Annotated in this window: 10 protein-coding genes; 5 read left to right on the top strand and 5 right to left on the bottom strand. The window is 61.0% G+C overall.

All coding sequences use genetic code 11. The features are described 5' to 3' along the window. Window positions 1-137: 137 nt before the first annotated feature. From F7R20_RS04455 to F7R20_RS04445, 3 genes are all read left to right on the top strand, one after another. Window positions 138-410: an HU family DNA-binding protein gene (locus F7R20_RS04455; protein ID WP_002552737.1), complete on the top strand. Its 273-nt coding sequence runs from the start codon at window positions 138-140 to the stop codon at window positions 408-410. Window positions 411-634: 224 nt separating this feature from the next. After that, a complete protein-coding gene (locus tag F7R20_RS04450; RefSeq protein ID WP_081352420.1) occupies window positions 635-2,506 on the top strand; it encodes a SurA N-terminal domain-containing protein in 1,872 nt (623 codons plus the stop codon). A gap of 391 nt (window positions 2,507-2,897) precedes the next feature. Then, a complete protein-coding gene (locus F7R20_RS04445) occupies window positions 2,898-3,731 on the top strand; it encodes a DUF2242 domain-containing protein (protein WP_003199930.1) in 834 nt (277 codons plus the stop codon). A gap of 304 nt (window positions 3,732-4,035) precedes the next feature. Here the strand turns inward: F7R20_RS04445 and F7R20_RS04440 are convergent, their stop codons facing one another. From F7R20_RS04440 to F7R20_RS04430, 3 genes are all read right to left on the bottom strand, one after another. After that, window positions 4,036-5,073, bottom strand: coding sequence for an AraC family transcriptional regulator (locus F7R20_RS04440; protein ID WP_003199937.1), 1,038 nt, complete (start codon window positions 5,071-5,073; stop codon window positions 4,036-4,038). A gap of 2 nt (window positions 5,074-5,075) precedes the next feature. Continuing rightward, window positions 5,076-6,206, bottom strand: coding sequence for a carbon-nitrogen hydrolase family protein (locus tag F7R20_RS04435; protein WP_003199939.1), 1,131 nt, complete (start codon window positions 6,204-6,206; stop codon window positions 5,076-5,078). Between the two features lie 172 nt (window positions 6,207-6,378). Next, window positions 6,379-7,596, bottom strand: coding sequence for a DUF3422 domain-containing protein (locus tag F7R20_RS04430; RefSeq protein ID WP_003199942.1), 1,218 nt, complete (start codon window positions 7,594-7,596; stop codon window positions 6,379-6,381). A gap of 240 nt (window positions 7,597-7,836) precedes the next feature. Here F7R20_RS04430 and F7R20_RS04425 point away from each other — a divergent pair, with 240 nt between their 5' ends. Beyond that, window positions 7,837-9,876, top strand: a complete 2,040-nt coding sequence (locus tag F7R20_RS04425) for an oxidoreductase (protein ID WP_003199946.1) — start codon at window positions 7,837-7,839, stop codon at window positions 9,874-9,876. A gap of 187 nt (window positions 9,877-10,063) precedes the next feature. Beyond that, complete coding sequence (locus F7R20_RS04420; protein WP_003199948.1) at window positions 10,064-10,972, top strand: 1-aminocyclopropane-1-carboxylate deaminase/D-cysteine desulfhydrase; 909 nt, start codon at window positions 10,064-10,066, stop codon at window positions 10,970-10,972. Between the two features lie 6 nt (window positions 10,973-10,978). Here the strand turns inward: F7R20_RS04420 and F7R20_RS04415 are convergent, their stop codons facing one another. Continuing rightward, window positions 10,979-11,527, bottom strand: a complete 549-nt coding sequence (locus F7R20_RS04415; RefSeq protein ID WP_003199949.1) for a cytochrome b — start codon at window positions 11,525-11,527, stop codon at window positions 10,979-10,981. Between the two features lie 126 nt (window positions 11,528-11,653). After that, complete coding sequence (locus tag F7R20_RS04410) at window positions 11,654-13,060, bottom strand: type VI secretion system Vgr family protein (RefSeq protein WP_003199950.1); 1,407 nt, start codon at window positions 13,058-13,060, stop codon at window positions 11,654-11,656. Window positions 13,061-13,152 lie beyond the last annotated feature (92 nt).

Below are 13,152 nucleotides of genomic sequence, written 5' to 3'. Positions count from 1 at the left end.
CCTGGGGGGCTTCCTTGACAGTTTTTTAGAGCCCTTGTTATAAAGCGGCTCTTAAGTGTCTGCAGGCCATTCAGCACTCGTTTTGCTTTCACCAAAAAAACTTAGAATCATCTCAAATAGATATAAGGGGACTTAGAGTGAACAAGTCGGAACTGATTGATGCTATCGCTGCATCCGCTGATATCCCGAAAGCTGCTGCTGGCCGTGCGCTGGACGCTGTAATCGAATCCGTCACTGGCGCTCTGAAGGCTGGCGACTCCGTTGTTCTGGTTGGTTTCGGTACCTTCTCCGTGACCGATCGTCCTGCTCGTATCGGTCGCAACCCGCAGACCGGTAAGACGCTGGAAATCGCTGCTGCCAAAAAGCCAGGCTTCAAAGCTGGTAAAGCACTGAAAGAAGCCGTTAACTAAGGTTTCGTTGAGTTTATCCGGGTCGGGGTCATGCCTGGCTTGGCAGCGGAGCGGTAACACGGCCGGTTGCAACCGGTCTGGCACACCAGGGCTTGAAGGTTAGAGCCCGGTCCGCTCCGCCAGTTACGAGAAGGCGCATCCTCGGATGCGCCTTTCTTCTATCCGGATTCTACCCACGCTCCACGGTTGCCTAAATTTGAAGTTCAACCGTTTCTGGGGGACGCATGCTGCAGAATATCAGGGACAATTCACAAGGCTGGATTGCCAAGACCATCATCGGGGTCATCGTCGCATTGATGGCGTTGACCGGTTTCGATGCCATTTTCAAAGCCACTACCAACAGCAACGAAGCGGCCAAGGTCAACGGCGAAAACATCAGCCAGAACGAGCTGAGCCAGGCGGTCGATATGCAACGCCGTCAGCTCATGCAACAGCTGGGCAAGGATTTCGACGCCTCCCTGCTGGACGAAAAAATGCTGCGTGATTCGGCGCTCAAGGGCCTGATCGACCGCAAGTTGTTGTTGCAAGGCGCACACGATGCGAAATTCGCTTTCTCCGAAGCTGCGCTTGATCAAGTGATCCTGCAGACGCCTGAGTTCCAGGTTGATGGCAAATTCAGCCCCGAGCGTTTCGATCAGGTGATCCGCCAGCTGGGTTACAGCCGTATGCAGTTCCGCCAGATGCTGGCTCAGGAAATGCTGATCGGTCAGCTGCGCGCCGGCCTGGCAGGCAGCGGTTTCGTCACCGATGCCCAAGTGCTGGCATTTGCACGCCTGGAAAAACAGACGCGTGATTTCGCCACCTTGAACATCAAGGCTGATCCTGCCTCCGTCAAGCTGACCGATGATGAGGTCAAGGCTTACTACGACCAGCACGCCAAGGAATTCATGACGCCTGACCAGGTGGTCATCGATTACCTCGAACTGAAGAAGGCCTCTTTCTTCGATCAGGTCAGCGTCAAGGACGAAGACTTGCAGGCGGCCTATCAGAAAGAAATCGCCAACCTGTCCGAACAGCGTCGGGCTGCGCACATCCTGATCGAAGTGAACGACAAGGTGACCGAAGCCCAGGCCAAGGCGAAGATCGAAGAGATCCAGGCTCGCCTGGCCAAAGGCGAGTCGTTTGAAGCGTTGGCGAAGGAGTTTTCCCAGGACCCGGGTTCGGCTAACAATGGCGGCGATCTGGGCTACGCCGGTCCTGGTGTCTACGATCCGGAATTTGAAAAGGCCTTGTACGCCTTGAAGAAGGACCAGGTCTCGGCACCGGTACGCACCGATTTCGGTCTGCACCTGATCAAGCTGCTGGGTGTCGAAGCGCCTGAAGTGCCTACGTTTGCCAGCCTCAAGGACAAGCTGACCCGCGAGCTGAAGACTCAACAGGTGGAGCAGCGTTTCGTTGAGGCGACCAAGCAACTGGAGGATGCCTCGTTCGAAGCGTCCGACCTGGCGCAACCCGCCCAGGACCTGAAGCTGACCGTCCACACATCGGCCCCGTTCGGTCGTGAAGGCGGCGAAGGGATTGCGGCCAATCGTGCCGTAGTTACTGCTGCGTTCAGTCCGGAAGTGCTGAATGAGGGGGCCAACAGCACCGCCATCGAGCTGGACCCGGAAACCGTCGTGGTGCTGCGTGCCAAGGAGCACCGCAAGCCTGAGCAACTGCCGCTGGAAAGCGTGGCAGGGCCGATTCGTGCTCAATTGACCAAGGAACACGCCAGCGCGGCAGCCAAGACCCGCGCCGACGAGCTGATCGCCAGCCTGCGCGATGGCAAGGTTGCACTGGACAAGCCGGTCGACGGCCAAGGCTGGAAAGCCACCCAGGCGGCAACCCGCAACCAGGAAGGCATCGACCCGGCGGTGCTGCAAGCATTGTTCCGCATGCCCAAGCCTGAGTCCAAGGACAAGCCGACGTTCACCAGCGTGACCTTGCCTGATGGCAGCCTGATGGTCGTGCGTTTGAATGGCGTGAACGAAGCGGCGGCACCGACTGACGAAGAGAAGGCGGAATATCGCCGCTACCTCGCGTCCCGTGTTGGTCAGCAGGACTTTGCGGCGTATCGCAAGCAGTTGGAGAGCCAGGCGGAGATCAAGCGTTTCTAATTGCTTGATGCTTTTTCAAACCTGGTTGTGATGCTGTTCAGTTAGAAAAAACGGCGATTCTTCAGAAATGGGGAGCGTCGTTTTTTTTGGCTTGGGTTTTGTGAGTAGATCCATTACCGCAGAAATGGATATACACACTGAACTACGCCGCTCTGAACGTGATATCAAAATCTTCATTAACGGCGCAACTGAACAGGATTAAGCTAAATCCCGGATTTTTTTGTGTCTGCTTGTTGCTCGGGGCGGGTGTTCGTCGATCTATCCGCTTGGCGTCTTTTTCCTGCAAACAACCCCCAGTAAACTTGTAACCCCCTTGAAACAAGATTAGCCACGCTGCCAGGTCGCGTTCTGTTGCACAATACGCCCCGGACCGTTTTTCTCAGGATGTTCAATGTTCAAATCATTTCCCATGCGCACCGTCGGGCTTGCACTGGTGCTGGCCGCCGCAGCCGGTTGCTCGTCGAAGAAAGCCGCCATTTACGAGCACGAGAACTTCGATGACTCCGGCACGTTCTCGCGCACGTATCCGGTTAACGACGCGGCGACCTGCGAGGCCGGGCGTCGGGCGTTGCTCAGCCAGGGCTACATCATCACCAGCAGCGATCCGAAGCTGGTCAGCGGTCACAAGAGTTTCCAGCAGACCGGCGACACTCACATGGAAATCAGTTTCAACCTGGTCTGTGCCGAGGACGGCGGTGCCGGACACCGTGCGACCATGTTCGCCAACGCCTTGCAGGACCGTTATGCCCTGAAGAAAACCAACAACTCCGCCAGCCTGGGTGTGGGCGTGCTGGGTTCGGTGTCGATGCCGATCGGCTCCTCGGATGATTCGATGGTCAAGGTCGCCAGTGAAACCGTGTCGGCGGCCAAGTTCTATGAGCGCTTCTTTGCCCTGGTGGAGCTGTTCCTGCCTCCCGAGGCGAAGAAAGCGGCCGATAACGCCGAGAAACCGAAAGCTGAACTGGGCATTCCGGAAACCAAGGTCGAACCGGCCGCCCTGATGCCTGCTCCAGCGCCTGCACCGGAGCCTGTCGCCCCCGCGCCCGCGCCGGCCCCTGTCGAAACAGCTCCTACGGTGTCGGAGCCCGTCGCACCGCCGAGCGAGCCTGCACCGATTGCGCCCGAGTCGTTCGAGTCTGCGCCGACGACGGAAACCGTTACACCACCACCGTCCAGTTCGTTGCCGGCCCCGACCGAGCCGATCCAGCCGCTTCCGGCATCCTGAGGTCCAGTGGCAGGGAGTAATGCCCTGTCACACTTCACACGGTAATTTCCCGACCCTGTGCTACGTTTAATTCATGAAGCCTTTGCTTCATGTTTTGTTCATAAAGCAGCTTTATGCTGATGCCAGCGCCATCAGGCATTGGTTTCAATGACAGGGGAAGGACACGTAATGGATGATTATCAGGAAGAGCTGCTGGAATACCAGGCGTATGAACTGGACCCGTTGGAACCCGCCGAAGATGCGACGGAGTTGTGAGGATCGCTACACGCTACAAGTGGTAAGCGCCAAGCCAGGTTCTTGAAGCTCAAACCCCTCGGTGACTACGACGAAACTCTCCGGGCGTCTGGTTGTTCCAGCGCTTGAAGGCTCGTTGAAATGCCTCGGCTGAGGCGAATCCCAATAGATAAGCGATTTCGCCGAACGCCAGTTCGGTATCGCGTATGTAGGTCATGGCCAGGTCGCGGCGGGTGTCGTTGAGGATGGCGCGAAACTGCGTGCCTTCCTCGGCCAGCTTGCGACGCAGGGTCCAGGTCGGCAGCTTCAGGCGGGCCGCCACTTCTTCCAGGTCGGGTTCCCGGCCGCCGTTGAGCAACGGTCCCAGCAGTTGGATGATGCGCTCGCGCAGGCTGCGGGTGCGGGTCAGTTGTTCCAGTTCCCGTTCACACAACTGAAGCAGATGGTGCCAGGTGCTGGGGCAATGCTGTGGGTTGCGCTGGGCGAGGCTGTCCAGGCCCAGGCGCAGTTGATTCTGTTCGGCGCCAAATTGGATCGGGCAGTCACCGAGCGTGCGGTAGGCCTCCAGGTATGCCGGCTCCTCGAATTCGATTTCGATGCGTTCTGGCCGCAGCGCGATGCCGCTGACGCTGGACAGTTGCGCAAGCCAGCCGGCAATGATCGAGTCCACGACAAAGCGGTTGTAGGCGTTATACGGGCTGATGGAATAGAACCGTAGCCAAGCGCCTCGGGCATCTTCATGGAAACTCGATTGGCCGCGATAGTTGGAGCCATACAGCGGCTCGAAGCGGATCATGCAGCGGGCGGCCTCGCGCACGGTTGGCGCCTGGGCCGCGGTGACGCCCGCGAGTCCGGCCTGGCTCAGACGGCCGAGTTGGCCCATGCGCAGGCCCAAGGCCGGGTCCTGGGTCTGTTGAATCGCGGCGTGGCCCAGGCGCATGTAGCGTGGGATCGACAGCCTTGCCCCGGGCTCGGCCAGGCGCGCGGCATCGAGACCGTACTGTTCGAGCAAAGGTTGAGGGTCTTGCCCATGGCTGGCGACGGCGTCAGCCAGGCTATGGACGAAGCCCACTGACAGGTCGCCCAGGCGCATCGGCCGCGGTTTCATGTTCACAACCACAGGTTCAGCAGGCGGGCGCCACGGGCGTTGCCATCGGAGAAGTGTTGGCCGTCGTGGCTGATGAAACTCTGGCCGGCACTGCCGCTGTCCCAGAACTGGCCCCGCAGGAACACGCTGACGCCGGCCCGGGCCTGGCTGATGGGCAGTTGGCCGGTCAGTGTCAGGCGATGCCAGGCTTGGCCCTCGCTCACTTCACCGGGCTTGAGGCTCACCTCGCTCGGCGTGGACAGGCCTTTATAACCGCTCCAGGGTTTTTCCCACGTATCGCGACCGGTGATGAAGGCGGGCACGGCAATCAGTTGCGCGCCCTGGTCGTTGAGTTGCCGGTAGTGGAGCGGATACCAACTGTCGCTGCCGATCAGCACGCCCAGGCGCCCGGCTGGGGTGTCGATGACTTGGACAGCGGTCGGTCGGTCGGCCCCAAGCACGTCGCGCTGTTCAAACACTGGATGTCGTTGGCGTTGTGGCTGGCCGATCGGCCGGCCATCGCTGCCGAACACCAGGCTGCTGTTGTACAGCGCACCGCGACCGATCTTCAGTTCACCGTCGCTGACACTGGGCTCGGGAAGCACGATGGAGCCGGCCACCAGGGTGATACCGAACTCCTTGGCCAGCCCACCGAACAGTGCTTGATAGTCATGGGCCATGCGCTCGGCTTTCATGCGCAGGTAGGCATCGTCCAGTCGGCTATCGCCTTGAGCGCTGACCAATGCCTGGATAAACGCCAGCGGATTGCTGACCGCCAGCCAGTTCATGGCGTCCTTCAGGCTGGTGGCCTGGTACAACTCGTCTTTTTCGCCGCCGACCATCAGCCAGGTGCCGATGTGCTCGGGCAGGACCACCACGGTCTTGGCATTGAGGAAGCCCTGGTCGCGAGCCGTCTGCAGATAGGCCGCCAGTTTGCGATGCAGGCGCTCGGGGCTCTGGTAGTCGGTGGGGAACAGTTCGGGTTGGATGCCCAGCAGGTTGCCGCGGTCGGCGGGCGTGCCCTGGTCGACCGCCAGGCTGATGCGCAGGTCTGACAGGTAATGACCCGCCGGACGATCCGTCGTCCACAGTGCGTAGGTGATCAGGGCGGCAATCAAGGCCAAGGAAAACAGCAGGTACAGAAATTTGCGCATGGGGGAACAGTCAGCGGCCGTGTGCAGGTTCGTGATTTTTCATCAAGAGCTACGGGGCAGGGTACGGTAAAACAAGGGATTAGCGAAGGGCGGGCGCTGATTTGTACGCACGGTAAGCACACACAGAGGGTGTCCAGGAATCTTGGGACACCCTCTACGCTGGCAAGGCGCGCTAGTGACTTTTGGCTTTCCGGATCCGGATCAGAATCAGCAACATGATCAGCAGCACCGGTGGCGTCATGCCCACCAGCGCTTCGCGGGCCGAGAGGTTTGCGCCCAAGGTGTGCAGCCCGCTATAGACCAGTTTGAACAGGTTGATCAGGTAGTAGGTGATGGCAATGATCGACAGACCTTCCACCGCGCGCTGGATCTTGATCTGTGCATCGGCACGCGCATTGAGGCTGCGCAGGATCTCGGCGTTCTGGTCTTCCATCTCGACTTGTACGCGGGCTTGCAGCAGGTCACCCAGGTTGGCGACGCTCATGGCCAGTTGTTCAAGGCGCTGTTCGGTGGCTGCGCAATAACGCACCGTGGGTTTGAAACGCCGTTCGATGAACACGCCCAGCCGCTGGCAATCGCCCAGGTGACTTTCGCGCAACTCCCCCAGGCGCTCGAACACCAGTTGGGCGTAGGCGCGGGTGGCGCTGAAACGGTGGCGATTCTTGACCGTGCTACTGACGACCTGGCGAGACAGCAGGGCGATGTCCTCCAGCAGGGCCTTGGCATGCACGCCGCTGGCATTGGCGTTGCGTTCGGACAGGCTCACCAGGGTGCGATCGAATTCGTTCAGTTGCGGGTCCAGTGCCTTGGCGGTATTGAGCGACAAGGACGCCATCATGCGATAGGTCTCGATTTCCAGCAGGCGCCGGATCATGCGGCCCTGGCGATAAGCGTTGAGCCGTCGGTTGATGAACAGCAGGCGATTGGTGCCATCCTCGGTCAGGCGAAAATCGCTCCAGACCACCGCATCGCCACCGCCCACGCAAGAGCCGCAAGGGTCCTTGAAACCGTAGCTGGACAGGTCGAGACCGGCTTCGGCGCGCACCACCACCTGAACCGCATTGATGAGGTGCTGGGAATGGCCTTCGATACCCTGGGCAAGGCATTCGGGCAGCGTTGTCCAGTGCAGTTCATTGGTGCTGGCGGGAACAACCAGGGTCAGGGTGAAGAACTCGGCGTGGCGCTCCCACTTGAGCGGATGTCCTTCAAGGCGGGTGATGCCTTGTGCGGCCTCTGCTGCGACGGTTTCAGGGCACAGTCGTTCGAGCAACGCGTTGCACTGGGCATTGTCGCCAAGAAACGCCAGGTGGAAGACGTGGGCCGGCTCGTCGAAATACAGCGACGGGCGGGCGTGCAACTCGTTGTGCAGCATTTTTCGTTGGGGATGCATGCAATGAGCACCATGTTATTAGGGTTATTTTTGGTTTCAGCACCTGGGCCAGCGTTGATAGGACTGGCTCACCCCGCCGAGAGTCACGCACGACTGATCGGCACCCTGCACATTTGGATCATTAAGTTGTCAGTTACGGTCATTGAGTGCCCGCATCCCGACTCTTACGCTGTGGGTCATGACAGACGCAGGCCGCAGAGCTTGCGCTTTTCCCCGTGATCGCCCGTTGTGGAGTTACCGATGACCGCCTCTCATTACCCGCATCTGCTGGCCCCGCTGGACCTGGGTTTCACCACCTTGCGCAACCGTACCCTGATGGGCTCGATGCACACCGGCCTGGAAGAGAAACCCGGCGGCTTCGAGCGTATGGCGGCGTATTTTGCCGAGCGCGCCCGGGGCGGCGTGGGTCTGATGGTCACCGGCGGGATCGGACCGAACGACGAGGGTGGTGTCTACTCCGGCGCGGCCAAGCTGACCACCGAAGAAGAAGCGCTCAAGCACCAGATCGTTACCCGGGCCGTACACGAGGCCGGTGGCAAGATCTGCATGCAGATTCTCCATGCCGGGCGCTACGCCTACAGCCCCAAGCAGGTGGCACCGAGCGCGATCCAGGCACCGATCAACCCATTCAAGCCCAAGGAGCTGGACGAGGAGGGTATCGAGAAACAGATCAGCGATTTCGTCACCTGCTCGGTACTGGCCCAGAAGGCCGAATACGACGGCGTCGAGATCATGGGCTCGGAAGGTTATTTCATTAACCAGTTCCTGGCGGCCCACACCAACCACCGTACCGACCGTTGGGGCGGCAGCTATGAAAACCGCATGCGCCTGCCGGTGGAAATCGTCCGTCGAGTGCGCGAGGCGGTAGGCCCGAATTTCATCATCATCTTTCGCCTGTCGATGCTCGATCTGGTGGAAGGTGGCAGTTCCTGGGACGAAATCGTCCAGTTGGCCAAGGCCATCGAGCAGGCTGGCGCGACGATTATCAACACCGGTATCGGTTGGCACGAAGCGCGAATTCCCACCATCGCCACCAAGGTTCCGCGCGCCGCGTTCAGCAAGGTCACGGCCAAGCTGCGTGGTTCGGTCAGCATCCCGCTGATCACCACCAACCGCATCAACACCCCGGAAGTGGCCGAGCAGATCCTGGCCGAAGGCGATGCCGACATGGTCTCCATGGCCCGGCCGTTCCTGGCCGATCCGGAGTTCGTCAACAAGGCCGCTGCCGGTCGCGGCGATGAAATCAACACCTGCATCGGCTGCAACCAGGCGTGCCTGGACCACACCTTTGGCGGCAAGCTCACCAGTTGCCTGGTCAACCCGCGGGCCTGCCACGAAACCGAGCTGAACTACCTGCCGGTGACCCAGGTGAAGAAAATCGCCGTGGTCGGTGCCGGCCCGGCCGGGTTGTCCGCTGCCACGGTGGCGGCCGAGCGTGGGCACCAGGTGACGCTGTTCGATTCGGCCAGTGAAATCGGTGGTCAGTTCAACATTGCCAAGCGCGTGCCGGGCAAGGAAGAGTTTTTCGAAACCCTGCGCTACTTCAAGCGCAAATTGCAGACCAGCCATGTCGAGCTGTGCCTCGACACCCGGGTGGATGTGGCGCAATTGGTGGCTGGCGGTTATGACGAGATCATCCTCGCCACCGGCATCGCACCGCGCGTGCCGGCGATTCCTGGCGTGGAGCATGCCAAGGTGTTGAGCTACCTGGACGTGATCCTCGAGCGCAAGCCGGTGGGCCGCAGTGTCGCGGTGATCGGTGCCGGCGGTATCGGCTTCGACGTGTCGGAGTTCCTGGTTCATCAAGGCGTTGCCACCAGCCAGGACCGCGAGGCGTTCTGGAAGGAGTGGGGCATCGACACCCACCTCGAGGCTCGCGGCGGCGTGGCCGGGATCAAGGCCGAACCTCATGCGCCGGCGCGCCAGGTGTTCCTGCTGCAACGCAAGACATCCAAGGTCGGTGACGGCCTGGGCAAGACCACCGGCTGGATTCACCGCACGGGCCTGAAGAACAAGCAGGTGCAGATGCTCAACAGCGTCGAATACCTGAAGATCGACGACGAGGGCCTGCACATTCGCATCGGCGAAACCGGTGAGCCGCAAGTGCTGGCCGTGGACAACATCGTGATCTGCGCCGGCCAGGATCCGCTGCGTGAATTGCAGGAAGGCCTGGAGGCGGCGGGGCAGAAGGTTCATCTGATCGGCGGTGCCGACGTGGCGGCGGAACTGGACGCCAAGCGGGCGATCAACCAGGGTTCGCGGTTGGCGGCGCAGTTGTAAGGCAGCGCCCCAGGAAAACCCTTGTGGGAGCGAGCTTGCTCGCGATAGCCGCAGGTCAGTCAACATTCATGCTGCTGACTAACCGCCATCGCGAGCAAGCTCGCTCCCACAGGGGATGTGGTGAACCTGAAATCACCCGCTGCCAAGCTGTTAAGATGCCGGCCTGTTTCCCCTCGGGCCTGCTGCCATGCTGCTTCCCGCCCTCGATTGGCATCCCCAACCCCGACTCGAACCCCTTCACCTGGACTGGCTCGCCCGTGCCGGTGTTGAGGTGGCGGTGTTGCGCCTGGACCGGATCGATCCACTGATCAGCGGCAACAAGTGGTTCAAGCTGGTCCATCATTTGCGCGCCGCCCATGAGGCCGGTGCCGAGGGGGTCATGAGCCTGGGCGGGGCCTATTCCAACCATTTGCATGCGTTGGCGGCGGCGGGCAAGCGCTTCGGGTTTCCCACGGCGGGGCTGTTGCGTGGTCAGCCCCAGGACACGCCGACGGTGCGCGACCTGAAAGCGTTTGGCATGGACCTGCACTGGTTGGGGTATGGCGGGTACCGAGAGCGACACGCGCCGGGTTTCTGGGCGCCGTGGCAGATCCGCTATCCACATTTGCATCCGGTGCCCGAGGGCGGTTCAGGATTACCCGGCGCACAAGGCTGCCAGGTATGGGCAGCCAGTGTCCGTGAACAACTGGCGACGTTGGGATGGGCGGATTTTCACGGTTGGTGGCTGGCCTGCGGCACCGGTACGTCGTTGGCCGGGCTGGTGCTGGCCGAAGCGGGACAGCGCCCGGTCTATGGCGTGCTGGCGGTGCCCCAGGACCATGGCGTGGCGCAGCAAGTCGAACGCATCGTGGGGGAGGCGGGGCTTTGCAGTCCACTTTATGAATTGTTCGACGGCAGCCGTGGCGGTTTCGCCCGGGTCGATGCTGAACTCACCGCGTTCATCGACAGCACGGCGGCCATCGAACTGGAGCCGTTGTACACCGGCAAAGCCTTGATGTTGCTTAGAGCACGGGTCGAGGCCGGAGGGTTTGCCCCAGGCACCCGTTTGATCTTCGTCCACACCGGCGGTTTGCAAGGCCGCCGAGGGTTCGAGTGACGGCGATCAGCCGCGCTTGGGCATCATCCGCAGCAGCGTGTTGTCCCGTACCACATAGTGGTGGTACAGCCCCGCCAAGGCATGCAGGCCAATCAACCAATAGCCGATAGTGCCGCCCAGCACATGCCAACCTTCCAGCTGCTTGGCAAATTCCTTGTCCTGATCGATGAGCAAGGGCAGATCGAAACCATAGAACATCACCTGATGCCCTTCGGCGCTGGTGATCAGCCAGCCCAGCAGCGGCATGGCGATCATGAACAGGTACAGCGCCCAGTGCATCAGGCGAGCGAGAACGGTTTGCCATGCAGGCGACGCCGGGAAAATCGCCGGTGCCTTACCCATGCTGCGGGCGAACAGGCGTAGCCAGACCAGCAGGAACACCGTCAGGCCGAGCATGAAGTGCGCTTCCTTGATCAGGGTCCGGCCGCCACTGCCCTTGGGGAAAATCCCTCGGAACTCGATGCAGGCATAAACCACGGCCAGCAGAACCAGCATCAGCCAATGCAAGGTTACCGTGACGGTACTGTAGCGGCTTTCTGAGTTTTTCCAGGGCATTGCAGGTATCTCCAACGATCAGGGTAGAGCGCCGTCTAGAGCGGCGTTATCCGTTTACTGTAAGCCCGTTTCGCTGGGTTTGCATGAGCCAGATCAGTTTTGCCGGCATGAAGTTACAGGGTTGAGTCAGGGCGTGAAGTCCGGCGGATTCAGCAGCCAGTCCAACAGCATCCCCGCATCATGATTGCCACGGGGCGATTTCGGGCGCGTGGCGGTATGGTCTGCGCCGGTATCGACAGCCCCTGGGCACAGCACCGGTCGATCAGGGTCGCCATCGAGAAAACTCACCAGCACTTCGCTGCCGGCCATCAGGTTGGGGCTGCCATCCAGCGTCAGCCGCGATACGGGCAGCGTGATGCCGTCCTGGTCCGGCGTCCATAGGCTGACACGCACCTGGCCACGTTCATCGGGGCTGGCCGGCTGGCCGGCGCGGCCGAGTACATGGGCCAGGTGGTACCCGGGGATGCAGGGCTTGGCATGCTTGAGGGCTGGCCTGAACGCGGTGGACCAGGGAATGGCGGTGAACCGGTTGCGGTAGTCACGGGACGACGGTGCGGCGGGCTGGTCCGGTTCCAGGATCGAAAACTGCCGTCCGCGGTGCTGGACCTCGGTGATCAGCCATTGATCGTTGAAGGCTGCAACCGGGTGTTCGCAGATCTGCACGATGTTGCCACCGTGCAGGACCGGTTGGGTACTGTGGCCATGGATTTCCCGTTGCCGGCAGCGCAGCCGTTCAAGGTGGCGGCGACTGGCCTGGTAACGGTGTGCCAAGGCCGGGTTGTCGCGCATGGCTTTGTGATCGATCCGCTCAAGAGGTTGATTCGCCGCCGAGGCGTTGGCTTCGGGCGGAGCCCGGTCACTGAACCCGACGGGCAGGCCAGGCATCATCGGATGGTGACGCAAATACAAGCGTTTGGCGGCCGGTAGCTGGCTGTCGTTCGGACGCAGGGGCAGTTCGACGGGGCGCGCGGGAAAGCTCTTCGGGTCTTCGGCAAACACCAGGGCATGACCCTGGGGAGCGTGTTCGAAGTGGTAATGAATGCCTTCTTCCTCGCACAGCCTTTGCAGGAGGGTCAGGTCGCTTTCGTCGTACTGTATGCAAAACGGGCGACATGGATACTGCCCATGGGGCAGTTCGAAACGGTAACTGTCGACGGGTAGCGCGTGTTCTTCCAGCAGCCGTTGCAGCACCTGCACCACGCTGAGCCGATGGAAAACCCGGCGCCGCGGACCTTGCTCCAGTTGCTGGAGGTAGGGGACCAACGTCAGGCGATAGCCGATGCGCCGCGGCGCCAGGGTACTCAGGCTGACGCTGTGGACAATCCCATGGACGCCCGATTCGCCGTCAAGGCGCAGGAAAGCCGGATGCCCCAAGATCAGCTCAGGATCTATCGGCGGGGCCAGGCCGATCAGTTCGAGGTCAAAGCGGTATGGCTGGTTGAGGGCTTCGCGGCCATTGAACCGCAAGACTTGCAGTTGCAAGTCGCTTTGCGTGAGCGTCAGGCTGAAGGGACTTTCCGTGTCGTTGCGCATCGCAGCTCCTACTGGCGGGAAGAGAGGCGCAGAGGGTACGAAACTGCGGGGGGAAACGGTGCTTGTGAGTCGCTATTTCAGAAATGCCCTAC

This window comes from Pseudomonas brassicacearum subsp. brassicacearum (genome assembly GCF_008801605.1).
Classification (GTDB): Bacteria; Pseudomonadota; Gammaproteobacteria; order Pseudomonadales; family Pseudomonadaceae; genus Aquipseudomonas; species Aquipseudomonas brassicacearum.
This window is presented reverse-complemented; position numbering and strand designations above follow the sequence as displayed.

Bases quoted from the DNA above. Each gene is read 5' to 3' on its own strand.
- F7R20_RS04430 (WP_003199942.1), bottom strand. From the start codon at position 7,596: ATGCATCCCCAACGAAAAATGCTGCACAACGAGTTGCACGCCCGCCCG.
- F7R20_RS04445 (WP_003199930.1), top strand. From the start codon at position 2,898: ATGTTCAAATCATTTCCCATGCGCACCGTCGGGCTTGCACTGGTGCTG.
- F7R20_RS04420 (WP_003199948.1), top strand. From the start codon at position 10,064: ATGCTGCTTCCCGCCCTCGATTGGCATCCCCAACCCCGACTCGAACCC.
- F7R20_RS04415 (WP_003199949.1), bottom strand. From the start codon at position 11,527: ATGCCCTGGAAAAACTCAGAAAGCCGCTACAGTACCGTCACGGTAACC.
- F7R20_RS04425 (WP_003199946.1), top strand. From the start codon at position 7,837: ATGACCGCCTCTCATTACCCGCATCTGCTGGCCCCGCTGGACCTGGGT.
- F7R20_RS04450 (WP_081352420.1), top strand. From the start codon at position 635: ATGCTGCAGAATATCAGGGACAATTCACAAGGCTGGATTGCCAAGACC.
- F7R20_RS04440 (WP_003199937.1), bottom strand. From the start codon at position 5,073: ATGAAACCGCGGCCGATGCGCCTGGGCGACCTGTCAGTGGGCTTCGTC.
- F7R20_RS04410 (WP_003199950.1), bottom strand. From the start codon at position 13,060: ATGCGCAACGACACGGAAAGTCCCTTCAGCCTGACGCTCACGCAAAGC.
- F7R20_RS04435 (WP_003199939.1), bottom strand. From the start codon at position 6,206: ATGCGCAAATTTCTGTACCTGCTGTTTTCCTTGGCCTTGATTGCCGCC.